This window comes from Hydrogenivirga caldilitoris (assembly GCF_003664005.1).
Classification (GTDB): Bacteria; Aquificota; Aquificia; order Aquificales; family Aquificaceae; genus Hydrogenivirga; species Hydrogenivirga caldilitoris.
Genome location: NZ_RCCJ01000001.1, coordinates 72596 through 96737 on the forward strand (window position 1 = coordinate 72596; position 24142 = coordinate 96737).

Annotated in this window: 28 protein-coding genes; 17 read left to right on the plus strand and 11 right to left on the minus strand. The window is 47.5% G+C overall.

Going from position 1 to position 24142, the window contains the following annotated elements:
- Positions 1 to 11 precede the first annotated feature (11 nt).
- Positions 12 to 887 carry a metal ABC transporter solute-binding protein, Zn/Mn family gene (locus BCF55_RS00480; RefSeq protein ID WP_121008725.1) on the plus strand — a complete coding sequence of 292 codons (876 nt, stop codon included), beginning with the start codon at positions 12 to 14 and terminating at the stop codon, positions 885 to 887.
- On the plus strand, positions 880 to 1626 hold the full coding sequence (locus tag BCF55_RS00485) for a metal ABC transporter permease (protein WP_121008727.1): 747 nt from the start codon (positions 880 to 882) through the stop codon (positions 1624 to 1626). The genes BCF55_RS00480 and BCF55_RS00485 overlap by 8 nt, the downstream gene beginning before the upstream one ends.
- Here BCF55_RS00485 and BCF55_RS00490 read toward each other — a convergent pair.
- Together BCF55_RS00490 and BCF55_RS00495 are read right to left on the minus strand one after the other, a co-directional pair.
- Positions 1623 to 2222, minus strand: coding sequence for a sulfurtransferase TusA family protein (locus BCF55_RS00490; protein ID WP_121008729.1), 600 nt, complete (start codon positions 2220 to 2222; stop codon positions 1623 to 1625). The two genes, BCF55_RS00485 and BCF55_RS00490, sit on opposite strands and share 4 nt — an antisense overlap.
- A gap of 4 nt (positions 2223 to 2226) precedes the next feature.
- Positions 2227 to 3093 (minus strand): hypothetical protein, encoded by an 867-nt coding sequence (locus tag BCF55_RS00495; protein WP_147424992.1) that lies wholly within the window; start codon positions 3091 to 3093, stop codon positions 2227 to 2229.
- Between the two features lie 26 nt (positions 3094 to 3119).
- Between BCF55_RS00495 and cysS the strand changes: the two genes are divergently transcribed.
- Together cysS and folD are read left to right on the plus strand one after the other, a co-directional pair.
- Positions 3120 to 4595: a cysteine--tRNA ligase gene (gene cysS, locus BCF55_RS00500; RefSeq protein WP_121008733.1), complete on the plus strand. Its 1476-nt coding sequence runs from the start codon at positions 3120 to 3122 to the stop codon at positions 4593 to 4595.
- A complete protein-coding gene (gene folD, locus BCF55_RS00505) occupies positions 4592 to 5476 on the plus strand; it encodes a bifunctional methylenetetrahydrofolate dehydrogenase/methenyltetrahydrofolate cyclohydrolase FolD (RefSeq protein ID WP_121008735.1) in 885 nt (294 codons plus the stop codon). Before cysS ends, folD begins: the two co-directional genes overlap by 4 nt.
- On the opposite strand, the gene BCF55_RS00510 is transcribed toward folD, so the two are convergent.
- The 6 genes from BCF55_RS00510 to BCF55_RS00535 are packed head-to-tail and all read right to left on the minus strand — an operon-like array spanning position 5449 to position 10777.
- Positions 5449 to 6474, minus strand: coding sequence for an SPOR domain-containing protein (locus BCF55_RS00510; protein ID WP_121008737.1), 1026 nt, complete (start codon positions 6472 to 6474; stop codon positions 5449 to 5451). The two genes, folD and BCF55_RS00510, sit on opposite strands and share 28 nt — an antisense overlap.
- On the minus strand, positions 6471 to 7133 hold the full coding sequence (locus BCF55_RS00515; protein WP_121008739.1) for an SPOR domain-containing protein: 663 nt from the start codon (positions 7131 to 7133) through the stop codon (positions 6471 to 6473). Before BCF55_RS00515 ends, BCF55_RS00510 begins: the two co-directional genes overlap by 4 nt.
- An 11-nt stretch (positions 7134 to 7144) precedes the next feature.
- Positions 7145 to 8890, minus strand: coding sequence for an arginine--tRNA ligase (argS, locus tag BCF55_RS00520; protein ID WP_121008741.1), 1746 nt, complete (start codon positions 8888 to 8890; stop codon positions 7145 to 7147).
- 18 nt (positions 8891 to 8908) lie between these two features.
- On the minus strand, positions 8909 to 9376 hold the full coding sequence (gene fliN, locus BCF55_RS00525; RefSeq protein ID WP_121008743.1) for a flagellar motor switch protein FliN: 468 nt from the start codon (positions 9374 to 9376) through the stop codon (positions 8909 to 8911).
- A 20-nt stretch (positions 9377 to 9396) separates the two neighbouring features.
- The gene (gene ispG / locus BCF55_RS00530; protein ID WP_121008745.1) at positions 9397 to 10452 is read right to left on the minus strand and encodes a flavodoxin-dependent (E)-4-hydroxy-3-methylbut-2-enyl-diphosphate synthase; all 1056 of its coding nucleotides are present in this window, start codon (positions 10450 to 10452) and stop codon (positions 9397 to 9399) included.
- Between the two features lie 25 nt (positions 10453 to 10477).
- The gene (locus BCF55_RS00535; protein ID WP_121008747.1) at positions 10478 to 10777 is read right to left on the minus strand and encodes a GYD domain-containing protein; all 300 of its coding nucleotides are present in this window, start codon (positions 10775 to 10777) and stop codon (positions 10478 to 10480) included.
- A 95-nt stretch (positions 10778 to 10872) separates the two neighbouring features.
- On the opposite strand from BCF55_RS00535, the gene BCF55_RS00540 reads away from it, so the two are divergent.
- The 10 genes from BCF55_RS00540 to BCF55_RS00585 are packed head-to-tail and all read left to right on the plus strand — an operon-like array spanning position 10873 to position 18324.
- Positions 10873 to 11172, plus strand: a complete 300-nt coding sequence (locus BCF55_RS00540) for a hypothetical protein (RefSeq protein ID WP_121008749.1) — start codon at positions 10873 to 10875, stop codon at positions 11170 to 11172.
- Positions 11173 to 11823: a response regulator transcription factor gene (locus BCF55_RS00545; protein WP_121008751.1), complete on the plus strand. Its 651-nt coding sequence runs from the start codon at positions 11173 to 11175 to the stop codon at positions 11821 to 11823.
- Positions 11820 to 13004, plus strand: a complete 1185-nt coding sequence (locus BCF55_RS00550) for a sensor histidine kinase (RefSeq protein ID WP_121008753.1) — start codon at positions 11820 to 11822, stop codon at positions 13002 to 13004. Before BCF55_RS00545 ends, BCF55_RS00550 begins: the two co-directional genes overlap by 4 nt.
- A 47-nt stretch (positions 13005 to 13051) precedes the next feature.
- On the plus strand, positions 13052 to 13474 hold the full coding sequence (locus BCF55_RS00555; RefSeq protein WP_121008755.1) for a DUF2231 domain-containing protein: 423 nt from the start codon (positions 13052 to 13054) through the stop codon (positions 13472 to 13474).
- Between the two features lie 40 nt (positions 13475 to 13514).
- Positions 13515 to 14015 carry an N-acetyltransferase gene (locus BCF55_RS00560; protein WP_121013107.1) on the plus strand — a complete coding sequence of 167 codons (501 nt, stop codon included), beginning with the start codon at positions 13515 to 13517 and terminating at the stop codon, positions 14013 to 14015.
- Positions 13963 to 14625 carry an ABC transporter ATP-binding protein gene (locus BCF55_RS00565; protein ID WP_121008757.1) on the plus strand — a complete coding sequence of 221 codons (663 nt, stop codon included), beginning with the start codon at positions 13963 to 13965 and terminating at the stop codon, positions 14623 to 14625. The genes BCF55_RS00560 and BCF55_RS00565 overlap by 53 nt, the downstream gene beginning before the upstream one ends.
- A complete protein-coding gene (locus tag BCF55_RS00570) occupies positions 14622 to 15581 on the plus strand; it encodes an SAM-dependent methyltransferase (protein ID WP_121008759.1) in 960 nt (319 codons plus the stop codon). Before BCF55_RS00565 ends, BCF55_RS00570 begins: the two co-directional genes overlap by 4 nt.
- Positions 15582 to 15605: 24 nt before the next feature.
- Positions 15606 to 16121, plus strand: a complete 516-nt coding sequence (gene gcvH, locus BCF55_RS00575) for a glycine cleavage system protein GcvH (protein WP_121008761.1) — start codon at positions 15606 to 15608, stop codon at positions 16119 to 16121.
- On the plus strand, positions 16121 to 17452 hold the full coding sequence (gcvPA, locus tag BCF55_RS00580) for an aminomethyl-transferring glycine dehydrogenase subunit GcvPA (RefSeq protein ID WP_121008763.1): 1332 nt from the start codon (positions 16121 to 16123) through the stop codon (positions 17450 to 17452). Before gcvH ends, gcvPA begins: the two co-directional genes overlap by 1 nt.
- Positions 17449 to 18324: a GGDEF domain-containing protein gene (locus BCF55_RS00585; protein WP_121008765.1), complete on the plus strand. Its 876-nt coding sequence runs from the start codon at positions 17449 to 17451 to the stop codon at positions 18322 to 18324. The genes gcvPA and BCF55_RS00585 overlap by 4 nt, the downstream gene beginning before the upstream one ends.
- Here BCF55_RS00585 and BCF55_RS00590 read toward each other — a convergent pair.
- Positions 18308 to 19435 carry an aspartate aminotransferase family protein gene (locus tag BCF55_RS00590; RefSeq protein ID WP_121008767.1) on the minus strand — a complete coding sequence of 376 codons (1128 nt, stop codon included), beginning with the start codon at positions 19433 to 19435 and terminating at the stop codon, positions 18308 to 18310. The two genes, BCF55_RS00585 and BCF55_RS00590, sit on opposite strands and share 17 nt — an antisense overlap.
- A gap of 10 nt (positions 19436 to 19445) precedes the next feature.
- Entirely contained in the window at positions 19446 to 20192 is a 747-nt protein-coding gene (locus BCF55_RS00595; RefSeq protein WP_121008769.1) for a carbon-nitrogen hydrolase family protein, read from the minus strand.
- A 39-nt stretch (positions 20193 to 20231) separates the two neighbouring features.
- Between BCF55_RS00595 and arsB the strand changes: the two genes are divergently transcribed.
- A complete protein-coding gene (gene arsB / locus BCF55_RS00600; RefSeq protein WP_121008771.1) occupies positions 20232 to 21551 on the plus strand; it encodes an arsenical efflux pump membrane protein ArsB in 1320 nt (439 codons plus the stop codon).
- On the opposite strand, the gene BCF55_RS00605 is transcribed toward arsB, so the two are convergent.
- Positions 21521 to 22309 carry a pirin family protein gene (locus BCF55_RS00605; RefSeq protein ID WP_211322876.1) on the minus strand — a complete coding sequence of 263 codons (789 nt, stop codon included), beginning with the start codon at positions 22307 to 22309 and terminating at the stop codon, positions 21521 to 21523. The genes arsB and BCF55_RS00605 overlap by 31 nt on opposite strands.
- Positions 22310 to 22423: 114 nt before the next feature.
- On the opposite strand from BCF55_RS00605, the gene BCF55_RS00610 reads away from it, so the two are divergent.
- Positions 22424 to 23461, plus strand: a complete 1038-nt coding sequence (locus BCF55_RS00610; RefSeq protein ID WP_121008775.1) for a hydrogenase small subunit — start codon at positions 22424 to 22426, stop codon at positions 23459 to 23461.
- Complete coding sequence (locus tag BCF55_RS00615; protein WP_121008777.1) at positions 23458 to 24132, plus strand: hypothetical protein; 675 nt, start codon at positions 23458 to 23460, stop codon at positions 24130 to 24132. Before BCF55_RS00610 ends, BCF55_RS00615 begins: the two co-directional genes overlap by 4 nt.
- Positions 24133 to 24142 lie beyond the last annotated feature (10 nt).

The following is a 24142-nucleotide window of genomic DNA, read 5'->3' on the forward strand; positions in this document are numbered from 1 at the left end:
GAGGTTTAACCATGGAAAGGCTTATCTTCCTTTTTCTATCTTTGGTTTCCTTCTCCTTTGCCGAGCTTAGGGTGGTTGTAACCTACCCTTGGATAGGGGAGCTGGTAAGGGAGGTGGGTGCAGACAGGGTAGAGCTTTACGTTATCGCAAAAGGAACTGAAGACCCACACTTTGTGATACCAAAGCCCTCCCATATAGCTAAGTTAAGGAGTGCAGACCTTCTCGTGATTCAGGGTGCCCAGTTGGAAGCTGGTTTTCTTCCCCCATTGCTTTTGCAATCAAACAATCCGAAAATCCAGCCCGGAAGTGAGGGCTTTTTAGATCTTTCATCCTTCGTCAGGCTTATAGAAAAACCAGAGGTGATCTCCAGAGCTATGGGAGACGTTCATCCTGAGGGAAACCCCCATTATAATCTTGACCCCCATAACATGCCTGTCCTCGCGAGGGCTGTGAAAGAGAGGCTCTGCCAGCTTGATGGTGAAGGGTGCACCCTTTATGAGGGAAGGCTTAAGGATTTCCTGGGAAGATGGGAAGAAAGGCTCAAGAGCTGGGACAAGGGGTTTTCAGCTCTAAAGGGTGTAAAGGTTGTAGCCTATCATAGCCTATTCAACTATCTGCTCAAGCGTTATGGAATTGTTCTTTTAGAAACTCTGGAACCCCTGCCAGGTATACCACCTACAAGGGACCATATCCAGAGGCTTATCAACTTAAAGGGGGTAAGAAGTATCCTTTTAGGTGTTTATAACGAAGAGAGAACAGCTCGTTTTGTGGCAGGCAGAATAGGGGCAAGGGTTGTAGTCCTTCCTCACGATGTTGGCTCCATACCGGAGGTTAAGGACCTTTTCTCTCTTTATGATGAACTCCTTAGGAGGTTAAAGGGTGACTGACCTTGTTATCCAGACGATTCTTCTTTCCTTCATACTTCTTGGGATACATTCCTACTTTGGGCTTGAGATAGTCAGAAGGGGTATAGTTTTTGCCGATATAGCGGTAGCTCAGTTTTCCGCTGCCGGTTTGGCTCTGTCGCTTCTCCTTTCAGGTGAGCCTTCGTACCTCATTTCCGTTGTCTTCGCTCTCCTTGCCGGCTTTCTGGTCGCCCTGTCCAAGAGGGTAGGGGAATACTCAGAGGCTTTCATCGGTCTTCTTTACGCCTTTGGGTTTTCAGCCATTGTGCTTCTCCTTTCCCGATCTCCCCATGGCATGGAAGATTATTTGCGTCTCACGGCTTCGGACATACTCTTCGTCTCCCGGAGGGAGATAGTTGAAACCGGCATTCTGTATGCATCCCTGGGCTTTCTTCTCTACCTGAGGAGGCATATCAAAGGGGATTTTTTCAGAGAGCTGCTATTCTTTACACTCTTTGCGCTTACGGTGGCGAGCTCAGTAAAGCTTGTAGGTGTTCTCGTTGTTTTCTCCATACTTGTAGCTCCCGCCCTTGTTTCAGTTATGCTTGGTAAGGGTCTTATATTCGCTTGGGTTTACGGGGCTGCCGTGAATACGGCAGGTATCCTCTTGTCCTTCAGGCTTGACCTCCCCACAGGCTTCAGCCTCGTGTTCTTCCACGCGCTTTTAGGTGTCGCCCTGACTGTTTATGTAGCAACTTTCAGGAGGCGAAAAGGTTATTAAGGGTAAGTTCTTTCATACTCGCCGTTTTTCTTCCTGTATATAGCTTCTACCCCAAAGCCCTCTTTCCTAAGAAGCTCGTAGAGTTCTTTGGCTTTCTCCTCTCCGCTCACTGCTAAGACTACGCCGCACCTTGGGTCTATCTCGTCAGGAACCGGGATAAGCACGGAGCCGTATTTACCCTTTAAAAACTTTTCAGCCCTCGTTCCCTCAGAGATTGCAACGAAGGTTATAAAGTGGTCAGGCTTTTTAACAAAGGGATTTAACTTAAGGAGCCAGAGTCTAAGATGAAGTTTTACACCGAGCGCATGGAACCTTATCCAGTAACCAAGAGAAGGTTCTTTCCCCTCTGAGGTTTTTCTAACATAGGCTACAGTCTTGCCGTTTTCTTTTACAACTTTTATCAGTTCGTTTTTGGTTTGCTTGCTCCAATTCCATATATCTCGTTCAAACCCAGGGTCAGTAGCTATAACCTTTAAGATTTCTCCCTCTTTGAGTTTTTTCACTGTCTCCGAGGTCATAACTATGGGGACAGGACAGGATAAACCCTCAAGGTTCAACTCTCTATCGTACCTTTCCTTTTCTTTAACCGTAGCCATCCTCTTAACTAATGTTTATAGCTCTTCCAAAGGAAGAGTTATCTTCAAACCCGGCTATGTACAAGCTAACCATCCTGCCTGCTCTCTCCAGTAAGCTTACAACCGTGTCATCGTTCAACTGGAATGGGCTTTCCATTTCAAATATAACAACCGCATTTCCTTCTTCAAGCTTGACGGGAACAGATAGTAAACCCTTCTCCCTGTCCATGAGTGGGGTGTAACTTTCAACTTCCTTTTTTGGTATCAGATGTATCTGTTTTACCTTAAACTTCTCCTTAACACTCCTCAAGAAGTCTTCAACGCTCTTGCTTTTTGTTGAGTACTCTATAAGAAACTTGAGGGCTTCCAGCTCTTTCTTATCCTTTTCCCATCTGGCAAACTCTTGGAGCAGTTTCCTGTAGGAGCTGCGGAGGTTTTTTACGGAGTCGCGCTCCTTCTTTATTACGTTTAGAAAGTCAGGTATAAGGGCTGAAACCACTGAAGAAATAAGAAGTATAAGGCTTGAAAAGAGCCAAAGTGGTTCTTTGGGGAGCATGTAGGCTGTTAAGACCACACCTGAGAAGAAGAGCAGCGAAGTGGCTAAAAGACTTCTGTTAGTGTGAAGGACTATAAGGGGTAGGAGGGAATATATAGCTTTGGGCTCTCCCGTTAAAAACACCATCGGTGGGATAAAAATCACATCAACTAACTTATTAATAAACCTGGTTTTTTCGTACTTTATGTAGGAAAGTAGGCTAAAGGAGAAGTAAAGGGCGGTTAATACAACCAAAGTACTCTTTTGGGGGGTGTCCATGGATAGGGATATAAGCACAAAGTAAAGGGAGACAAGGAATCTGACCCCCAGGAAGACCTCCTTCACCATTCTTCTCATCTGCTAAATTATCATATAATAAATCCATGAGTTTGAAGATACACAATACACTCACCGGTAAGATAGAGGAACTGGTCCCCATAAATCCGCCTAAGGTTCTTATATACACCTGTGGTGTCACGGTTTACGACGATTCCCATGTTGGTCATGGAAGGAGTCTTGTGGTCTTTGACACCTTCAGGAGGTTCCTTGAACATCTGGGTTACAACGTTTACTTTGTTAGAAACTTTACAGACGTGGATGACAAAATAATAAACAGAGCCAAAGAAGAATGTACCGATTTTATGACGATAGCCAACAGATACATAGCCAGTTATTACAGAGATATGGAAGCTATAAGGGTTAAGCCCGCTGACGTTGAACCAAGGGTAACGGAGCATATGAAGGAGATAATTGAAGTTATTCAAAAGCTCATAGATAGAGGCTTCGCCTATGAATCTGGCGGTGACGTTTATTTTTCGGTCAGATCCTTTAAGAACTATGGAAAACTCTCAAAGAGGAGTCCGGAGGAGATGGAGGCGGGAGCGAGGGTGGAACCTTCCGAGAAGAAGAGAGACCCTCTGGACTTTGCCCTCTGGAAGGCTGCAAAGGCTGGAGAGCCAGCTTGGGATTCGCCCTGGGGAAAGGGTAGGCCAGGCTGGCATACAGAGTGTGTTGCAATGGTCTTTAAGCATCTGGGGGAAACCATAGATATACACGGTGGTGGATTAGACCTAGTATTCCCGCACCATGAGAACGAGATGGCTCAAGCCGAGGCAATTACAGGAAAACCCTTTGCAAGATACTGGATGCACAACGGACTCGTAACGGTAGGTGGTCAGAAGATGTCCAAGTCTCTCGGGAACTATGTCACACTACGGGAGATATACAGAAGGTATCACCCCGATATACTCAGACTGCTTGTGCTGTTTACCCACTATAGGAGCCCCCTTGACTTTTCCTGGGAGAAGATGGAAGAGACCCAGAGAGCCTATGAGAGACTGAAGGGAGCTATAGAAGACTATGAGGTACTCAGTAAACTCAATGTTGTCCCTGGTGAGGGAGGTACTCATCCCCTTTACGATAAGGTTAAAGAAGTTGAAGAAGCCTTCTTTAGCTCGTTGAGTGATGACTTTAACACCCCAGAAGCTATCTCTCACATGTTTGCCCTGGTGAATGAGCTGGGTAAAGTTAAGAACAGAGCTTACTCGGAAGGGAAAATTAGTGAAGGGGAGCTTGGCGCATACGAATACGCCTCCAAGTTTCTGCTGAACACCATGAAGAAGATATTCGGTCTCCTTGAAGACCTGTATCCAGAGTGTGAGGTTAAGAGGGTGGTTGAACGAGAGCTTGAAGCCGGTGAGGTCCTTGACCAGAAACTCGTTGAACTCCTCATAGAGGTTAGAACCCTGGCAAGACAGGAGAGGCAGTTTAAAATTGCAGACTTTGTTAGGGATAAACTCAAAGAGCTTGGAATAGAGCTTGAAGATACACCTGCCGGTACGAAGTGGAAGAGGAGATGAGTGAGCCGATCATCCTTGATGGAAAAGCTTTGTCCCAGAAGCTTAGGGAAGAGCTCAGGAAAGAGGTTGAATCCTACGTATCCGCTGGCTACAGGAAGCCTGGGTTGGCTGTTGTTCTTGTCGGCGACGACCCTGCAAGTCAGGTTTACGTTAAGAACAAAATAAACGCCTGTGAAAAGGTTGGCATAGAATCCTTCTTTTATAAACTTGATAAGAGCATCCTTACTGAAGAGCTCCTTGACGTGATAGCCGAGTTGAACTCAAGAGACGAGATTGATGGCATATTGATTCAGCTACCTTTGCCCTCTCAGATAGATCAGGGGGAGGTTATACTTGCGATACATCCTGATAAAGATGTTGATGGTTTTCATCCGGAAAACATGGGTAAACTCGTTGCCCGTATGGAGGATGGGTTTATCCCCTGTACCCCTTTGGGTATAGACCTACTCCTCAAGCATTACGATATTGAGTTAAAGGGAAAGGATGTAGTTATAGTTGGTGCAGGCTTCATAGTTGGAAGACCTTTAAGCCTGTTGATGCTCTGGAGAGATGCAACAGTCACCGTCTGTCACATACATACGCGAGACCTGAAGAAACATACTTTGGGGGCGGATATCCTGGTCTCGGCAACCGGTGTCCCTGGACTTATAAAAGAGGATATGGTCAGGGATGGAGCCATCGTTATTGACGTGGGGATATCAAAGGTTGACGGGAAGATAGTTGGAGACGTTGATTTTAATAAAGTTAAGGGAAAGGTCAGTGCAATAACTCCTGTTCCGGGCGGTGTTGGACCCATGACAGTTACGGGACTTCTTATGAACACGGTAAAGTCTTACAGGAAGAGGATAAGGACTCACTCAACTTCAACTATGAAACCGTAAATCTGGTGTTTCCTTAACCTCTCAAGCTCCTTCTGCGCAGTTTCCCTGTCAGGAAATCTCCCGTATATTACCTTATATATTCCAGAGGACTCCAATATCTCCAGCTCTTTCAGCCCTTTAGCTTTCAGCTCTTCCACCAGAGTTTCTGCCCGCTGGTGGGTGGAAAAGGCTGCTATCTGTATTCCAAACTTCCCCTCATGTTTTCTCTTTATGCGTACAAAATTCCTTCTAAGGCTCTTTCTTTGCTCCTCTACCAGAATCCTGCTCAGGAGTTCATAGGCTTGGGTTCTTTGAAGATTGCTTGCCTGTTTATCTTCTAACACAAGCTTTACAGATTCCTTAGCCTTTTCATAGTCTCCAGTCTCGTAATAGACCCTGGCCAGGTTCAGGTATATCTCTGAGGTTTTGAAATTATTTGAAATCAACGTCTTAAAGAGCCGCTCTGCCTCTTCGTATCTTTTGTCGTCAAGGTAGGCACTTCCAAGCTCAAGTTGGGCTTCAATGAATAGCGGGTTATAAGCTGTAGCCTTCTTAAGGTACTCAATATACTTCTCTCTATCCCCAGTTTCTTTATAAACCTTTGCCATGTAATAAAAAGCTATGTGCTTTTTATCAAAGGTTTCATCAGACAGGGCTTCCTGAAGAAAGTTTACCGCCCTTTGATGGTCACCCATTTTGAGGTAAAGAATTCCAAGATTCATCTTCGCTTCCGAATTGTTGGGGTTTGATTCAAGTGCCTTCTTGAAGGCTTCCTCAGCCTTGCTGTACTCTTCAACCTCCATATAGGTAATGCCTAAAGCGTTCCATATGGTTGGCTCTTGCGGGGCTAACTTTGCAGCTTTGTAAAGGCGGGCTATGGCTTCTGAGTAGTTCTTAGCGTAGTATGCTGACATGCCAAGGTCGTACAGGTATCTCCACTCTTCCTGTTTAGATTGTTCCTGCTTGGCGGAGCAGGATATGAGAAGCCCCGCCAATAGAAGGGAAAGGAGTTTCCTCATCTCTGAACAACAAAGGCATTCTTAAAGGACGTTCTCACCTTTCTAAGAGCGGATATGGGGTTTTCCGCCTTAACCCTTATCCTCACTTTGTAGAGACCATCCTCCTCTATTATGAAGGCTTCAAGCCCTTTCTCTTTCGCCAGGTTTAAGCTCTTGTCTGCGTTCTCCTTTATCTTGAAAGCTCCGATCTGGACAACATAATCTCTCAGCTGAGCGGGTGCTTTCTTCTCTTTTTCGGGTGCAGCCTTCGCTACTTTCTGTTCAACCTTTTTCTCCTCTGTTTTGGGCTGTTCTTTTACTACCTTCTTAGGCTCAGGTTTCTGTTGAGGGGGCTTTGTTTCCTCTTTGGGCTTTTGAGCTACAGCTTGAGGAGGTGGTGTTTGCGGTTGTGGTTTGGGTTGTGGAGGTTTGACCTCAGGGATAGGCTTGGCCACTTTCTCAATAGGTTTTTCAATGGGTTTCGGTTCTACAGGTTTTATAGGTTTAGATTCAGGTTTTATCTCAACAGGGGGTTTTGACCTGACAACCGGTGGGGGTGCTACCCTCTTTTCTTGGGATTCCATCCAGGTGTTCACACCAAAGTAGAAGAACACCAGCGCTACCAATATCCCCAGTAACAGGACGAGCCTGTGTTTTTGAAGACCTTTCAACTTTTCCATCTTACTCCCCCTTACATTTTTTCAGGAGCTCCAACACCTATCAATTTTAAACCAATTCTAAGGGTGCTTCTTATACCTTTTAACAGGGCTATGCGTCCGAGCATGGTTTCTCGGTCACTTCCTATTATCCTGTGGTGGTTGTAGTAATTATGAAACGTTCCTGCAAGGTCTATGAGTGCGTACGTTATAAGGTGAGGGTCTCTTTTTTGTGCTACGTCTATCAGTTCGTCCTTCATCATAAGAGCCTTCTTCATAAGTTTTATTTCGGCATCTTCCTTTAATTCTTTTACGTACTCAGATAAGTTTTCCACGTCCGGGTCTTTACCGAACCTCTCTCTGAACTCTCTGAATACACCGGAGATTCTGGCGTGAGCGTATTGAACGTAAAAAACGGGATTGTCAGAGCTCTTCTCTTTTACCCTGTCAACGTCAAAGTCCAGCGGGGTATCGCTCCTCTTGGTTAGGAAAACGAATCTCACAGCATCTGAGCCAACGTCGTTTATTAGCTCCCTCAGAGTAACAAACTCTCCAGACCTTTTTGACATCCTCACTTCTCTGCCGCTTTTGAAGAGCTTGACCATCTGTATTAGGTAAACCTCAAGCCAATCCTCTGGCACATCCAGCATCTTCAGGGAAGCCTTTACCCTCGGTATGTAACCATGATGGTCCGAACCCCATAGGTCTATAACTTTGTCAAACCCCCTCTTGAACTTTATCCAGTGATAGGCTATATCTGAAGCAAAGTAGGTGTAGGAACCGTCCGACTTCCTTAAGACCCTGTCCTTGTCGTCTCCAAACTCAGAGGTCTTCAGCCACAGAGCGCCTTCGCTCTCGTAAACGAACCCCCTCCTGGAAAGCTCTTCTATCAGTTTTTCAACGAGTCCCTCCTCGTACAGGCTTCTCTCGCTGAACCAAACGTCAAACCCAATCCCCATATCTGATAGGTCTCTCCTTATCTCGTCTATCATAGCGTCTAGACCAAATAGGGAGCAGAGTTCTACCTCAGACCCCTTTTCAGGGTTAAACCTCCTCGTATAGGAGAGCTCAAATCCATAACCGTAAGAGAGGATGCTTTCCTTTGCCTTTTCTAAGTTGCCTTCCAATATGCTGTCTCCCACCGATTCTTTGAGCAATTTCGCGAGCTCTATAACGTACTCTCCTTTGTAGCCTTCCTCTTCAAAGAGCTTTTCTATCTCCGGTCTTTCTTTCTCTTTTCCAAACAGCTGAAGATATCTAAATAGGACGGATACACCGAGCATGTATACCTGTCTTCCTGCATCATTTATGTAGTACTCACGGGTTATCTCATAACCGAAGAATTCAAATATTCTTGCGAGTGTATCTCCAACCACAGCACCTCTGCCATGCCCAAGATGAAGGGGTCCCGTAGGGTTTGCACTCACAAACTCAATCTGAACTTTGAGCCCGTTGCCTATGTTTTCCCTGTAATACTCTTCTCCTAACTCCAGCAACCTTGTGAATTCTTGTACAAGGAGTTCCTTTGAGAGTTTTATATTGACAAAACCCCTAACGGCTTCAACCTTTTCAAAGTCTGAATCCTTTGAGAGTTCCTCGGCAAGTAGGGAGGCAACCTCATTGGGGCTCCTTTTCAGCTCCCTTGATAGCAGGAACGCTACGTTCGTAGCAAGGTCTCCATGTTCTTCTTCCCTGGGCTTCTCGGTCTTAAAATCTGGAGGGTCTATAGAAAAGAGTTTCTTTACAGCAGCGAGTATCTTTTTTTCTACCCTTTCTTTCATCGGAGGTATGTATTATAACTACTTTCTAAGGCTTTCCTGCAATGTGTCTCTGAATACGCTCTTCCTTTCCTCGCTATATATCTCTGTTATCCTTACACCGAACCTTTCTCCAACAACGACGAGCTCACCTTTGGCTATGAGCTTCCCGTTCACTTTTATATCCACGGGTTCCGTAGTTTCTCTGTCCAGCTCAAGGACTGAACCGGGTCCAAGGTTTATGAGTTCTCTTATCTGAATGACCGTACTTCCAACTACCACCTCAACGTTGAGAGGTATGTCCATGAGTCTATCAAGGAGCTTTGTTATGTCCTTTTCTGTTACCTTTTTGCCGGCTTCAGGTTCAGTGTAGGCTTCTTTTTCCTCTTCTGAAGCGGGTGCCTCTTCCTTGGCTTCAGGACTTTCCTCCTGTTTTGCGAGGGCTTCCTCCCACTGTTTTGCCAGCTCTTCCTGAGAAAGCTCCTCTTCCTTCTTCTCCTCGTCTGCCATATTTAACTCCCCTTCTTAATTTAACCCAACCTCTCTATCTCACGTAGTAGTTCTTCGGCCATCTCTTCCTCGCTTACCTTCTTCACGGGTTTTCCGTTTTTAAAAAGCCACGCAAACCCCCTTCCGCATGCCAGACCTATGTCCGCTTCCCTCGCCTCACCTATGGCATTAACTACGCATCCCATTATCGCGACCTTGAGAGGTTTGTTTACCGAGCTTAGCTTCTCCTCAACTTCTTTAACAACCTTGGGCAAGTCAACCTCAATACGACCACAGGTGGGACAGGCTACTATATCTACACCCTTCTTTCTAAGCCCCAGGGACTTAAGTATCTCGTAGGCGGTTTCTACCTCAATTACCGGATCATCTGTCAGAGACACCCTAACCGTATCTCCTATCCCCATATGCAGAAGTATCCCTATACCTACCGAGGATTTTATGATGCCCTTCTTACCCATACCCGCTTCTGTTATACCTATGTGAAGGGGTACGTCCGTACGCTCAGCAAACAGCATGTTAGCCTTTACGTTTTCAAGAACGTCAGACCCTTTAATGGATACCTTGTAGTTTGTAAATCCCCATTTCTCAAACTTGTCAGACCATCTGAGGGCACTCTCCGCAAGAGCCTCAGCACACGGATAACCGTACTTTTCCAGCAAGTCCTTCTCTAGAGAGCCTGAGTTTACACCTATCCTTACGGCTATACCTTTTGTTTTAGCCTCTTCAACTATCTCCTTTACTATCCCTTCCTTGCCTATGTTACCCGGGTTTATCCGTATTCCATGCACACCCTTTTCCATAGAGAGGAAAGCGTACGAAGGTGCAAAGTGGATGTCCGCTATTATGGGAACGGGGCTGTTTTTTACTATATCCTCAAGAGCTTCAACGTCTTCCTGATGAGGAACGGCAACCCTGACTATCTCACAACCCGCATTATGAAGCCTATCTATCTGTTCAAGGGTCTTTTCAACCTCATGGGTTTTTGTGGAAGTCATAGACTGAACAACGATAGGTGCATCTCCACCTATTCTGACTCCGCCCACATTAATCTGGCGGGTTTTTCTCCTCTCAACCATAAGGGATAAGATAATACTTGGGCTCTTATTTGGAAAGCTCTTCCAGGTCCTTTATAAGCCTGTCAATCTCTATTGCGGGCATTGTAAGGGTTCTTATCGTTCCTCTTGAATTCAACTCTATTGCCATCTTGACTATGGTATCGTTATCGGGGGCTTCAAGTATGTTTACAAAGTCGTACGGACCCATAACCGCATACTGGGCAATTATCTTAACTCCGAACTTATCCATAACCTCCTTATCAACCTCTTTGATCCTTGCAGGTTTGTTCTTTAACGTCTTTGCTCCTTCGTCCGTTAGGGTTGTCAACATTACAAATGTAGCCATGACCTCCACCTCCTTTGTTTAATATTCTAACAGAAATTAATCTTCCGTTAATTTCCCGGAGCTAAATTATCACAAAACCCATAGGAGGTGCTGTTATGAAGGGACTTCTGCTTTTGGCAGGGTTGGCTCTTGTAGGCTTATCTTACGCGGATATGAGGGAGCACTACGGTAAGAGGCATGAGCATCAGCGGTGGTGTGAGCAGAACTGGGCTCAGTGTAAAGAGTTTAAGCTTCAGAAGATAACCATAAAGGAGAGATACCTTGCCGGTAAGAGGGACTGTCTGCAGAAAGCCCAGGACTACTGGTCCTATAAGGAGTGCGTTGCACCCCTCAAGGTTAAGATGAAGAGGGAGCTTTCGGAACTCCGTCGTAAAATGGGGGAGAGTGCCAAGTGAATGAGGATACTTCTTGTAGAAGATGACAGGGAGCTCGCAGGCTCCCTGAAGAGCCTCTTGGAAGAGGAAGGTTTCAGGGTGAGGCTTGCCCTTGACGGAAAGAGGGGGCTTGACCTCGCCCTCACCGAGGACATTGACCTTATACTTTTGGACTACCTTCTTCCCAGCATGAGCGGTGAAGAGTTCTTGAAGAAGCTCAGGGAGGAGGGTTCAAAGACGCCCGTTCTCGTGGTTACGGTTATGTCGGATGTGAGGGATAAGGTAAAACTTCTGTCTCTCGGAGCGGACGATTACATAACGAAGCCCTTTAACTTTCAAGAGCTCTTAGCAAGGATAAGAGCCGTCCTCAGGAGATACAGGGGTCTTGAGAGCTCTATGGTAGAGATTGAAGGGGTCGTCGTAAACCTTTCAAGCAGAGAAGTTTTCGTGGAGGGGAAGGAGGTCAAGCTGACAGCGGGGGAGTACGCCCTCCTTGAGTATCTATTTATGAACAGAGGCAGGTTTGTGAGCAGGGAGGAGCTTCTTGAAAGGGCACTCCACAGCTACGATTCCCTCGGTAATACGGTTGAGGTTCTGGTTCACAGGTTAAGAAAGAAACTGGGAAGGGACATAATAAAGAGCAGGAGAGGCTTCGGCTACAGAGTGGGATGATATCTCTTAAGAAGCGCATACTTCTGTTCCTGTCGGGGCTATCCCTTATATCGGCTTTCTTCTTCCTCGGAGTTTACCTGAGCCTTGACAGGCTCCTCTTTATCTCCATTGACAAACACCTTACGGAAGAGGCTGCGGAGTTTGACAGGTTTTACTTCGGAGGGGGGTCCGAAGACTACTTTAATCAGAAAACCTTTTGTATAAGGAACCCCGAAGGTCTTATACTTGAGTGTGGAAACCTCGGCGAGCATCTCCCCTTCCGTCCCGACGGTACAAACCGAATAGATAGTGTTGAAATAGAGGGGAAGGTGTACAGGGTTGCGACTGTAAAGAGCGATAGGGGTCTTTACATACAGTATGCCCTTGATATAAGTCAGGAGGTAAGTGCCCTTAAACTTCTCAGACTGTCCCTCGTCCTAGGCTGGTTCTCCTTTTCCCTCACCTCTCTTCTGGTCTCCTGGCTCTTTTACAGGAGTACGATAAGGTCCTTTGAAAGGGGTGTTGAGAGCGCCCTCAGGGGCGACACTTCCGGGGAAGTTTACGAAGAGATAAAGCCTCTGGCTATTAAGCTAAAGGAGAGTGTAGATCGTTACAAGGACATGCTTATGGCTCTCAGCCACTCCCTCAAGACTCCAATAGCGGACTTGCTGCTGAAGGTGGAGATACTGTCCAGAAGGAGAAGGGAACCCCTGCTTGAGGATATTAGAGAGAGACTTGAGGAACTCAGCAGGAAGATAACTACCTTTCTGAGGCTTTCAAAGGTAGAGACCTTATCTTACAGTGTCAACTTACGCAGGTGCAATCTAAAGGAGCTGCTTGACAACGTTCTACTCGCACGAAAGGACCGGAACCTGAAAGTTGAGAGCCGGGAGGTTTTTGTCAGGTGTGACCCGGACCTCCTCATGGAGGTCTTTGACATACTTGTTGACAACGCGTTGAAACACGGTCTTGAAAATAAAGAAGTTCTTGTGGTTCTCGGAGAATGCTTTTTTGTAGTTGAAAACCTATCAGAGAAACCTGTTGACCCGGAGGTGCTCAAAGAACCCCTTAAAAGAGGGGCGGGGGGTGTTGGACTTTACATAGCCAAGAGGCTGTGTGAGCTTATGGGGTTAAGTCTTTCCCTTAAGCAGAGCAGAGAGGGAGACTATTACAGGGTAAGAGCTGAGTTGCATTTCTGTTAATGGTCTGTTAAGGTAGGCACGTAAGAATATATATGAGGAGGTGAGGAATGGAACTTATAAAGATTCATCCGCCTGCGGTTCACTTCGCCATAGTCCTGCCTGTTGCCCTTCTTATCCTTGACCTATACTACAGGTTCTCCGGAAAGAAACCCGATAAACTCCATCTTATATTTACACTGCTTGCGAGCCTCTCCGTCGTAGTGGGAGCCGTGAGCGGGGTTTTAGCCCACGAGCCTATAGAGGAGAAGCTTGAAACGATAGAAGTCTTTGAAACCCACGAGGTACTCGGTATCTTCCTGGCTCTTTACTTTGTTTCCCTGACGGGACTTCGCCTGTTCCTCCACAGAATTCCGCCGGTGGTGTTCACCCTCCTGACCCTGCTGGGGGTTTTAATGCTGTTTTTACAGGGAAACCTGGGCGGTTCAATAGTTTACGACCATATGATAGTTCCCTGGCTGAGGTCTCATTAGCCTCTTGCTAAGACTCTGGAAAGCCCTATATTTAACCGCCATGGTCAGGAAGGCGAGACTCTCGGACGCACAGGCTATACATTCTCTGGTGAACGAATATGCTTTACAAGGTGTCCTCCTTCCTAGGAGTTTGAGCTCCATATACGAGCACATAAGAGACTTCTGGGTTTATGAGGAGGGTGGAGAAGTTCTTGGATGCTGTGCTCTCCAGATAGTCTGGGCAGACCTCGCTGAGATAAGGAGCTTCGCTGTCAGAAAAGACAGAAAAGGTTTAGGGATAGGGAAGGCTCTGATATCCTCCTGCATAGAGGAAGCTAAAAGCTTAGGTATAAAAAAGGTTTTCTCTCTGACTTACGCTAAAGATTACTTTGAAAGGTTCGGTTTCAGGGTTGTTGATAAGAGCACGCTCCCCCATAAGGTGTGGGGTGATTGTATCAACTGTGTTAAGTTCCCGAACTGCGATGAGATAGCTGTTATACTTGAATTAGATGGAAACGCCGCTGGTGTCCTTGAAGGGAGTTTACAAATCCATAGATGGTGAGGAGATCCTCAAAGATATATCCCTTGACGTATTTAAAGGCGAGTTCTTGAGTGTTATGGGAGCATCCGGTTCTGGGAAGAGCTCCCTTCTGTACATACTGGGTCTTATAGACAAACCTACAAAGGGAGAGGTTATGTTTGAAGGTAAAAGGATAGATTTCTCCGACGATAAAAAGCTCTCCGCCTTAAGAAACAGGAAGCTCGGCTTTGTGTTCCAGTTTCACTACCTTCTTCCCGAGTTTACCGCTCTTGAGAACATAATGGTTCCCATGCTGAAAGCAGGTGTAGGGAAGAGTGAAGCCAAGGAGAGGGCTTACAGACTTCTTGAAGTGGTGGGACTTTCTGGAAAGGAGGAAAGAAAGCCCTACCAGCTCTCAGGCGGAGAACAGCAGAGGGTCGCCATAGGTAGAGCCCTCGCTAACGAGCCTACCCTCATACTTGCCGACGAGCCAACGGGAAACCTTGACTCTAAAAATACCGAGGCGGTTATGGACATATTCCTTGAACTCAACAGAGACGGGAAGACCATAGTTATGGTTACCCATGAGGAGTACCTTGCAAAGAGGGCTCAGAGAGGACTTATCATGAAGGATGGAAGTATAGTGGTATGAGGAGCTTTAGAGATTTTATGGAAGAAAAGGTAAGGGAGTATTACAGCTCGCCCAGGGAGAAGTTTTCCTCCTTCGGTGACTTCTTTACAGCTCCAGAACTTGACAGAGCCTTTGGAGAGGCGATAGCAGACTTCCTCTATTACAGGCTAAAGGATTTTGATACTCCTGTTATCCTTGAGCTTGGTGCTGGGCGTGGCTTGATGGCAAGGGATATCCTTAACTACTACAGAGAAAAGGATGCTGAGCTCTTTAGCCAGATTACATACCTGATATACGAACTAAGCCCTTATTTAAGAGAGAAGCAGAGGCTTCTTCTGTCAGAATTTAAGAACGTAGGCTGGGTTGAAGAGTTCCCGGAGATGGAGGGTGTTATCCTATCCAACGAATTTTTTGATACTCTTCCGGTGCACGTGGTTAAGGAGGACAAGGAGCTTTACTTGAGTGAAGGGGGAGAAGAGGTGTGGCTTAGTCTTGACGATGAGAGGGTAAGGGGCTTTATAAGGAAGATGGGTTATGAAGGTCTCAAGCAAAGGGTTGAAGTTTGCCTGGACTGTATAGAAATCCTCAGGAGGATAGCCCACTCTCTGGTGCGGGGTTATCATCTCGTCATAGATTATGGCTATACCTCTGAAGAGCTCTCTAAGTTTCCAGAGGGAACCGTTGTCGGTTATAAAAAACACAGACTCAGGGACGATATATACGCACAGGACATGGATATAAGTGCACAGGTAAACTTTTCCGCGTTGATGGAGTATGGTAAGGACTTTGGACTTAAAACGGTACTTTACGATACCCAAAGAAACTTCCTTGCAAGCATACCCCATTTCCTGACTCAGCTTGAGACACTCAGTTACGAGGAGAGCCCGGAATCTATTGAGAGGCTATCAAGACTCAAGACAATGCTCATAAGTATGGGCGACAGGTTTAAAGTTCTATTTCAAAGCAAAGGGCTGTAAAATAAGTACTTTGGAGGAGAAGAGATGGAAGACATAGTGGTAGGTGGTTACCTTGTTAAAGGGGACAGGTACTACACGAAGGACCATGAGTGGGCGTTGATAAAAAATGGAAAAGCCCAGATAGGTATTACCGACTATGCCCAGAAGATGTTGGGTGACATAGTTTACGTTGACCTGCCTGAGAGGGAACAGGAGGTTGATGCGGGTGAGACTGTAGCCAACATAGAATCTGTGAAGAACGTTGCACCCGTTTACAGCCCGGTAACAGGAAGTGTAATAGAGGTGAACGAGGACCTGGCTGATGAGCCGACCCTTATAAACGAAGACCCTTACGATGCCGGCTGGATAGCTGTACTTGAGATGAAAGACCCTACAGAAGTGGAAGACCTGATGCCTGCTGAAGATTACGCTGAGCTCCTCAGAGAGATAATAAAGGAGGAGCAGGGTGAAGAGGCTACCGAGGAGATACCTGTTGAGGGTCTTGAAGAATCCCTTGAGAGCCTTCCTGAAGAGGAACTTGGATATGAAGAGGAAAGATAATGTACATACCCCATTCGGATAAGGAAACCAAGGAGATACTGAGCCAACTTGGTCTGGGGAGTCTTGAAGAGCTATTCTCGCACATAGACCCGCTTCTCCTTAACCCACCCTGTAACCTCCCTGAGCCCAGGTCCGAGGAAGACCTGAGAGATTTTTTTCTGGAGCTGGGTGAAAGGAATAGGCTGCCTGTCTACTTTGCAGGAGCTGGCAGTTATGACAGGATAGTTCCCTCTGCTTTAAAGCATCTTATCCAGAGGGGTGAGTTTCTTACAGCCTACACGCCTTATCAAGCTGAAGCTTCTCAGGGAACCCTTCAAGCGATATTTGAGTATCAAACCGTTATAGCTGAACTTACGGGTATGGATGTAGCCAACGCTTCTATGTATGATGGTGCTTCGGCTTTAGCCGAGGCTGTTCTTATGGCAAGGGCTGTAAAGGGTAGGGGGAGCAGGATTGTTCTCTCTTCAGCCGTAAATCCTATGTACAGAAAAGTCGTGAAGACCTATCTCCAGGGCTACGAAGATGAGATACTTGAGGTAGGTTTCACCGATGAGGGTACGACTGACCTGAATGCTCTGGAAGACGCTTTGAGGGACGGTTCGGCTCACGCCGTTGCTATCCAGTATCCCAACTTCTTCGGCTTTATAGAACCCTTAGAAGACATAGGCAATCTCGTCAAAGGATACGATGTGCCCTTCATAGTTATTGCAGACCCGGTAGCCCTTTCAATCCTTCGTCCTCCGGGGGACTTTGGTGCAGATATAGTTGTAGGTGAAGGACAGCAGCTTGGGATTCCAATGAACTTTGGGGGACCCTACGTAGGTTTCTTTGCAACCAAGGAAGCTTACATCAGGAAGATGCCTGGACGCCTCGTAGGTCTCGCTGAGGATACGGAGGGCAGAAGAGCCTTCACCCTTGTTCTCCAAACCCGCGAGCAACATATAAGGAGAGAAAGGGCAACCTCAAACATCTGCACGAACCAGAATCTTATGGCTTTAGCCAATCTCATGTACGCTGCCCTCCTTGGTAGGGAAGGACTTAAAGAGGTGGCGCTCCAGAGCCTGTCAAAAGCCTTTTATCTTAAGGGTAAACTCTTAGACCTTGGCTTTGAGGAGGTTTTTAAGGGAAAACACCTGTGGGAGTTTCCCTTAAGGGTTGGGAATGCGGATAGACTTTGGAGAGAGCTTCTCAATAAAGGGTATATGTTTGGAGTTCCAGTTTACACCTTTTATCCTAACATTAAAGATGTGCTCCTCATAGCTGTGACCGAAAAGAGAAAGCGTGAGGAGATAGATGGGCTTTGTGAAGCCCTGAGAGGGCTTATCCAGTGAACGGCTTACCTCTTGTTAAGGACCTCATGGTGAGGAATCCGATAGTTTGCCACCCGGAGACTAGCGTGAGGGACGCTGTTTCTCTTATGGAAAATCATGATGTTGGGAGCGTGATAGTTGTTGATAAGTACACAAGGAGACCTGTGAATATTATCACCCACCGAGATGTGATATCCGCCGTTTACCACGGAAAGTTTGATGCTACAGTAGGGGAGCTTATAGAGCTGCTTGAAAAGAAAGAGCTTTACACCATAGGGGAGGAGGCGACGGTAATAGAGGCTATGAGGATGTTTGAAGAGTACAGGATAAAACATCTGCCGGTAGTGGATAATGAGGGTTTTCTCGTTGGTATAATAACGGGGAGTGATATCCTTAAAGGGCTCCCGAGGTTTGCTTTCATAGACCCCTTAACAGGCCTTGAGAATAGAAGGTTCTTAGATTATCTGGATTCAAAACTATCAAGGCAGCAGGTAAAGGATATCTACGTTATGGTTATAGATGTAGACAATTTTAAGGAGATTAATGATAGGTTCGGTCATCTTTTTGGGGACAGGGTATTAAGGGAAATAGCCCAGGTCATAGCTAGCTCGGTGAGAACAAACGATAACCTCATAAGATACGGTGGGGAGGAGTTCCTAGCTGTTTTGTACAGAGTTGGGGAAGAAGGCGCCTTAGCCATAGCTGAGAGGATAAGAAGGAACGTTGAGAACCTGAAGATTGAAGGGCACCCGGAGATTAAACTCACTGTGAGTGTGGGTGTGGCTCCCTATAAAGTTTCTCTGACTGACACAATAGAACGTGCCGACAGGGCTATGTATTCGGCGAAGAGGAAAGGAAAGAACAGGGTTGAGCTTTTCAAAGAACCTCTCTGAGCGATGTTATAGCCTCGTCCACATGCTCCTTCTCAAGTATGAGTGGAGGCAGTAACCTTATAACGCTCCCCGCCGTGCAGTTTATGACAAGCCCTCTCTCCAGAGCCTTCATGACTACCTCTCTGCAGTCCTTCCCGTAATCTATCCCGAGTATGAGACCCTTTCCCTTCACCTTTCCGACTCCGAGCCCTTCTAACCTCTTCCTCAAGTACTCTCCCACCTCTCTGGCATGGGGCAGGAGCTTTTTTACCTCCTCAACAACCACACTCGCAGCCCTGCACGCCAAGGCGTTACCTCCGAAGGTGGAGCCATGGGACCCCGGAGTGAAGGCTCCTGCCACCTCTTCCCTTGCAATGAGAGCCCCTACGGGAACTCCACCGCCGAGACCCTTCGCCAGAGTTATCACGTCCGGTTCTATCCCATAGAGCTGGTATCCGTAGAACTCCCCAGTCCTTCCTATACCCGTCTGAACCTCGTCAACTACAAGGAGAATCCCCTCCTCCCTGCAGAGCTTCTGAAGTTCTTTGAGAAACTCAGGTTCACACTCGTTCACACCGCCCTCTCCCTGAATCACCTCAAGCATGACCGCCGCCGTATCCTTTCTTAGGAGTTTTTTAACCGAGTCTATGTCGTTGAGCTCAGCGTAATCAAAACCCTCAAGTACAGGCTCAAAACCTTTATGGAACTTCTCCTGTGCCGTTGCAGAGAGGCTCCCGTAGGTTCTCCCGTGAAAGCCGTTCCTGAAGGTTATTATCCTGTACCTCTCTTCTCCTTTGTCTCTGAAGAACTTCCTCACGAGCTTTATGGCAGCCTCGTTAGCCTCCGTCCCCGAGTTGCAGAAGAATACTCTGGCATCTGTCCAGAACTCCTTGACGAGTTTTTCGGCAAGCTCCTCCTGCCATGGATTTTCAAAGAGGTTGGAGACGTGGATAAGCTCCTTAGCCTGAGAGCATATCGCTTCGGTCAATTTGGGATGGGAATGTCCGAGGGAACAGACCGCTATACCGGCAACGAGGTCTAAGTATCTCTTGCCCTTGTCATCGTACAGGTAGACTCCCTCTCCCCTGACGAACCTGACGGGTAACCTTGAGTAGTTCTGTATGAGATACATCGGGAAAATTTTACTCCATGCTTACCGGCAGGACCTCCCTTACCCTGTGAACCTCCGCGAGGTCCGCTTCTACCCTGAGCAGCACGTCACCCTTCTCTGAATAGACGAGCACCTCACCCCAAGGGGAGTATATACCGCTCTGTCCTGCGTACCTGGTTCCCGCATGCTCTCCCCATGTGTCGGAGACAACCACGTAGCTCTGAAGTTCTACAGCCCTCGCCTGAGAGAGAATCCTTAAGTGCTCTCTCCTCGCATACCCCCACTGGGCAGGGACCAGAAGTATTTCAACACCCTTCTTTCTCAGTTCCAGAACCATATCGGTAAACCTGAGCTCAAAGCATATGAGTATCCCTATCCTTCCCGCTCTGGTTTCAAAAACGGGGTTTTCTTCTCCGGGTATGAAGTATCTGTGCTCATCAAATATAGGGAAGAGCTTCATTTTACTCCTCTTCCCTATAACCTTACCGCCGTCTATCAGAAAGGCTGTGTTCCTTATTCCTTCCCCGGTTCTTTCCGGAAGGGTTCCGCACAGCATAAAACCCTTTTCCTCCGAAAGTCTCTGGAGCAACTTAAGAACTTCAGGAGTCATGGAGGCAAAATCCTCAAGCCTTTCGTAATCAAAACCACAGAAGAACATCTCCGGAAGTAGGAGGAGGGTGTTCTCCGGAAGATTTTCTGCGTAGGATATGACCCTCTGAAGGTTCTTCTCCGGGTCTGGTGTGAGGGACAGCTGAAGTGTTGCTAAGTTCAGGAGCATACCTTAATTCTAAGCTAAAATATATCTAAACAACAGAACATGGAAGGATTCTTATCCCTTCTGGTTTTTACCCTCACCCTGTTCCTCGTTATAGTCCGTCCCTTCGGTCTCGGTATAGGGTGGTCCGCATGGCTCGGCGCTATCCTGTGCCTCCTCCTCGGTCTTATATCCGTCGGGGACGTGCTTTATATAGCGGGTATAGTCTGGGATGCCACGCTTGCCTTCGTTCTCCTTATATTCATATCCATAATCCTTGATAAGGCGGGGTTCTTTGAGTGGTTTGCCCTCAAGGCTATAGGGTTGTCCGGAGGTAACGGACTCCTCCTCTTCCTGTACCTGATGCTTCTGGGAGCCTTCATCTCCGCCCTGTTTGCCAACGACGGCGCTGCCCTCATGCTCACACCGATAATCTACTCAAAGGTACGCTACCTGAACCTCCCCGACAGATACATCCTCCCCTACATAATGGGGGCGGGTTTTATATCGGATACCGCAAGCCTCCCGCTGGTTATCTCAAACCTGACCAACATAATAACCGCCCAGTTCTTCGGCATAGACTTCTGGGAGTATGCAGCCCTCATGCTTATCCCGAACGTTGTGTCCGTTCTCCTGAGCCTTTCTGTCCTCTTCCTCTTCTACAGAAGAGACCTTATAAAGAGGTACGAACCGGATATCCTTAAGGACAAACCTTCCCATCTCGCCATAAGAGACCCCATAGTTTTTAAGGTGGGCTGGTTAACCATAATTGTGTTAGCTCTTATCTTTCTCTTCCTTGAACTTCTTGAGATTAAGCTTCCCGTCTCCGTTGTCTTAGGCTTCGCTTCTCTGCTCTTAGCTCTCTCAACGCTGCCTTTAAGGGTTGTAAACCTGAGGGAGGTATTCCTGTTTACCCCGTGGAAGATAGTCTTCTTCTCCGTGGGTATGTATGCTGTGGTTTACAGCTTTAAGAAGGTGGGCTTCACGGAGGAGCTAAGCGCTTTAATCAGGAGCCTATCTCATATGGGAGAGCTTCAGGCTATACTCGGAACGGGTGTGCTCTCAGCCTTCCTCTCGGCGGTGATGAACAACCTGCCTACGGTGATGACCATGAACATAGCTGTAAAGGATGCCGGTCTTTCGGAGGAGCTAACGAAATTTCTTGCGCTCGCTAACCTCGTAGGGACGAATATAGGACCCAAGCTCACACCTATAGGCTCCCTTGCAACCCTTCTCTGGCTTCACGTTCTTGAGTACAAGGGGATAAAGATAGGCTGGGGATACTACATGAAGGTAGGCTTTGCCCTTACGCTGCCGGTCCTCCTCGGTGTTCTCGTGAGCCTGTGGCTCGTTTACCTACTGCTGAACAGTCCCTCCCTGTAATCCCTTATCGCCTCTTCTATCTCCTCTGGTGTGTTCATCACAAAAGGTCCGTATCTGGCTATGGGTTCTCCCAGAGGTTTGGCACTTCCAAGTAAGAAGACCGATTTTTCCAGAGCTATTACCTCAACACCTCCCTTGAAGACGGCTACGCTCTCCGGTTTAACTTCCGTTCCCTTCAGGTAAAGCCTCCCCTCCGAAAGGGCTATGAAGGTGTTGTTCTCAGGGGGGAGTTCTATCGCGTACTCTTTCCCTTCCTCCAGCTCAACGTGGAGGTAGGTAAGGGGATAAAAACCCCTCTCCCTGTAAGGCTCTCCAACGAGGTCAAGAACCCTGATGCCTTCAGCTCTGACAATCTCTCTCGCTCTGAAGTTAAAGTAAAAGGGTTCGGAGAGCTTCTTCTCTTTTGGGTTGTTAAGCCAGAGCTGGAATCCCCACAGGAGACCCTCCTTCATAAGGGGCATCTCCGAGTGTATAACTCCCCTGCCTGCGTTCATCCACTGGAGCCACCCGTCCTCAAGGACACCCTCAGCTCCCGTGCTGTCTCTGTGTTTGAACCTTCCCCTTATCATGTAGGTGAGCGTCTGGAAGCCCCTGTGGGGGTGTTCCGGAAATCCCGCGGTGTAATCCTCAGGGTCGGAGCTCTTGAACTCGTCAAGAAGGAGGAAGGGATCCAGCTCCCTCAGATAGCTTGTTCCTATGTATCTCCTGAGTTTAACCCCCGCACCGTCGGTTACCTTTATCGCTGGATAAATTCGCACAGTGGTATTAATTTAAGTCCAAGGGAGGCAAGGGGTGAAGCATAAGAAAATAAGGATATTTGAAAACTTGAATATTATGACAAAAGTCATATATTTGATAGTAGGAGGAGTTGAATGAATACTCTTTCAGAAATCTTTAGAAAGAGAGGGTACTCCCGGAGGGATTTCTTAAAGTTCGCAAGCCTCACCACGGCTCTGCTTGGACTTCCTCCCTCCATGTTTCCCGAGATAGTCCACGCCCTTGAGACAAAGCCCAAGCCCGTGGTTATATGGCTTGAGTTTCAGGACTGCGCCGGTTGTTCCGAATCCTTCATCCGCTCTACCACCATAATGCCTACTGAAGTTCTCCTTGACTTCATATCCCTTGAGTATCACGAAACGCTCATGGCTCCCGCGGGCGAGTATGCGGAGGAGTCCAAGAAGGAGGCTATGGAGAGGTATAAGGGGAAATACATCCTCGTAGTTGAGGGCTCAGTCACACCCAACGGGGTTTACTGCACCGTTGGAGGGAAGTCCAACTACGAGCTTCTCAAGGAGGCTGCCGAGAACACCGCTGCCGTTGTATCTGTCGGTAGCTGTGCAAGCTGGGGAGGTATCCCAAAGGCGGAGCCGAACCCCACGGGTGCCGTCCCGGTCTACGAAGCTCTCAAGGGAAAACAGGTGGTCAACATTCCCGGTTGTCCTCCCATAGGGGACGTTATGGTGGCAACGATAGTGCACTTCTTAGCTCTCGGGAAGCTCCCTCCCTTAGACAACCTCGGAAGACCTAAGACCTTCTACGGTCAGACCATACATGACAGATGCTACAGGAGAGCCTTCTACAACGCCGGGAAGTTTGCAGAGAGCTTTGACGACGAGAAGGCGAGGAATGGATACTGCCTCTACAAAGTCGGCTGTAAGGGACCCATAACGAGGAATGCCTGTCCGACTATAAGGTGGAACGGAGGTCTCAGCTTCCCCATTCAGTCGGGACATCCCTGTTTCGGTTGCTCCGAGCCGGACTTCTGGGACAGGGGCTTCATATACAGACCCCTCTCCGTTGTTGAGACGGGCTTCGGAGTTGAGAAGATAGCCGCAGGTGTGGCAGTCGGAGCCGCCGCCGGAGCCGGGATAGCCTGGATAAACAAGAAGCTGAGAGGTGGGAAGAAATGATAGACGTTGAATTCTACGACTTCGTCAGGGGACCGCTTTTGGAGTTTGCCCTCTACTTCTTCTTTGCTGGGATAGCTTACCGCTTCCTTAGAGTTCTTCTCCTTGGACTCCCCAAGGACTACGCAAAGCCGAAGGGAAATCCTCTCGCAAAGGCTATTGAAAAGATTGCTCTAAAACCTACACAGGGCTGGAGGTTCTTCATGGAAGTCTTCGCCCACAGGGGGATTCAGTACATAGGAGGCTTTCTTTTCCACGTCGGTTTTTTAGGTTTGACCTTCTTCGTTCCCCAGCACGCCTTCCTGTGGAAGGAGATAATAGGCTTTGAGCCTCCCTACATGCCCCAGCTCGTCGCCGACATACTCGCCTACTCCGCACTCTTCTCTCTCTTCGCCCTTACCGTCCACAGGGTATTCAACCCCGTTCTAAAGCTCCTAACGGGAAAGGACGAATACTTTGCCAACATCCTAATAGGCATAGTCATCTTCACAGGTCTCTTCGCCACCCGGTGGTCGGGAGGAGGACTTTACGTCTGGATGCTGAACCTTCACATGCTCTCGGCGGTTATCCTGATAATCTACATACCCTTCAGCAGACTATCCCACTTCGTTTACTACTTCCTATCGGTCTTCTTCTACGGCTGGAACGTTGGAAAGAGGGGGGTTAGTTTTTAAGGAGGTGTTT

What these genes read in the sequence shown, in the direction of transcription:
- arsB (WP_121008771.1), top strand. Translation starts at nt 20,232, where the DNA reads ATGGAAGGATTCTTATCCCTTCTGGTTTTTACCCTCACCCTGTTCCTC.
- BCF55_RS00615 (WP_121008777.1), top strand. Translation starts at nt 23,458, where the DNA reads ATGATAGACGTTGAATTCTACGACTTCGTCAGGGGACCGCTTTTGGAG.
- BCF55_RS00490 (WP_121008729.1), bottom strand. Translation starts at nt 2,222, where the DNA reads ATGGCTACGGTTAAAGAAAAGGAAAGGTACGATAGAGAGTTGAACCTT.
- BCF55_RS00570 (WP_121008759.1), top strand. Translation starts at nt 14,622, where the DNA reads ATGAGGAGCTTTAGAGATTTTATGGAAGAAAAGGTAAGGGAGTATTAC.
- BCF55_RS00550 (WP_121008753.1), top strand. Translation starts at nt 11,820, where the DNA reads ATGATATCTCTTAAGAAGCGCATACTTCTGTTCCTGTCGGGGCTATCC.
- BCF55_RS00480 (WP_121008725.1), top strand. Translation starts at nt 12, where the DNA reads ATGGAAAGGCTTATCTTCCTTTTTCTATCTTTGGTTTCCTTCTCCTTT.
- BCF55_RS00590 (WP_121008767.1), bottom strand. Translation starts at nt 19,435, where the DNA reads ATGTATCTCATACAGAACTACTCAAGGTTACCCGTCAGGTTCGTCAGG.
- BCF55_RS00515 (WP_121008739.1), bottom strand. Translation starts at nt 7,133, where the DNA reads ATGGAAAAGTTGAAAGGTCTTCAAAAACACAGGCTCGTCCTGTTACTG.
- BCF55_RS00535 (WP_121008747.1), bottom strand. Translation starts at nt 10,777, where the DNA reads ATGGCTACATTTGTAATGTTGACAACCCTAACGGACGAAGGAGCAAAG.
- BCF55_RS00495 (WP_147424992.1), bottom strand. Translation starts at nt 3,093, where the DNA reads ATGAGAAGAATGGTGAAGGAGGTCTTCCTGGGGGTCAGATTCCTTGTC.
- BCF55_RS00595 (WP_121008769.1), bottom strand. Translation starts at nt 20,192, where the DNA reads ATGCTCCTGAACTTAGCAACACTTCAGCTGTCCCTCACACCAGACCCG.
- BCF55_RS00565 (WP_121008757.1), top strand. Translation starts at nt 13,963, where the DNA reads ATGGAAACGCCGCTGGTGTCCTTGAAGGGAGTTTACAAATCCATAGAT.
- ispG (WP_121008745.1), bottom strand. Translation starts at nt 10,452, where the DNA reads ATGGTTGAGAGGAGAAAAACCCGCCAGATTAATGTGGGCGGAGTCAGA.
- BCF55_RS00555 (WP_121008755.1), top strand. Translation starts at nt 13,052, where the DNA reads ATGGAACTTATAAAGATTCATCCGCCTGCGGTTCACTTCGCCATAGTC.
- gcvPA (WP_121008763.1), top strand. Translation starts at nt 16,121, where the DNA reads ATGTACATACCCCATTCGGATAAGGAAACCAAGGAGATACTGAGCCAA.
- BCF55_RS00510 (WP_121008737.1), bottom strand. Translation starts at nt 6,474, where the DNA reads ATGAGGAAACTCCTTTCCCTTCTATTGGCGGGGCTTCTCATATCCTGC.
- BCF55_RS00540 (WP_121008749.1), top strand. Translation starts at nt 10,873, where the DNA reads ATGAAGGGACTTCTGCTTTTGGCAGGGTTGGCTCTTGTAGGCTTATCT.
- gcvH (WP_121008761.1), top strand. Translation starts at nt 15,606, where the DNA reads ATGGAAGACATAGTGGTAGGTGGTTACCTTGTTAAAGGGGACAGGTAC.
- BCF55_RS00560 (WP_121013107.1), top strand. Translation starts at nt 13,515, where the DNA reads ATGGTCAGGAAGGCGAGACTCTCGGACGCACAGGCTATACATTCTCTG.
- cysS (WP_121008733.1), top strand. Translation starts at nt 3,120, where the DNA reads ATGAGTTTGAAGATACACAATACACTCACCGGTAAGATAGAGGAACTG.
- BCF55_RS00545 (WP_121008751.1), top strand. Translation starts at nt 11,173, where the DNA reads ATGAGGATACTTCTTGTAGAAGATGACAGGGAGCTCGCAGGCTCCCTG.
- BCF55_RS00610 (WP_121008775.1), top strand. Translation starts at nt 22,424, where the DNA reads ATGAATACTCTTTCAGAAATCTTTAGAAAGAGAGGGTACTCCCGGAGG.
- folD (WP_121008735.1), top strand. Translation starts at nt 4,592, where the DNA reads ATGAGTGAGCCGATCATCCTTGATGGAAAAGCTTTGTCCCAGAAGCTT.
- fliN (WP_121008743.1), bottom strand. Translation starts at nt 9,376, where the DNA reads ATGGCAGACGAGGAGAAGAAGGAAGAGGAGCTTTCTCAGGAAGAGCTG.
- argS (WP_121008741.1), bottom strand. Translation starts at nt 8,890, where the DNA reads ATGAAAGAAAGGGTAGAAAAAAAGATACTCGCTGCTGTAAAGAAACTC.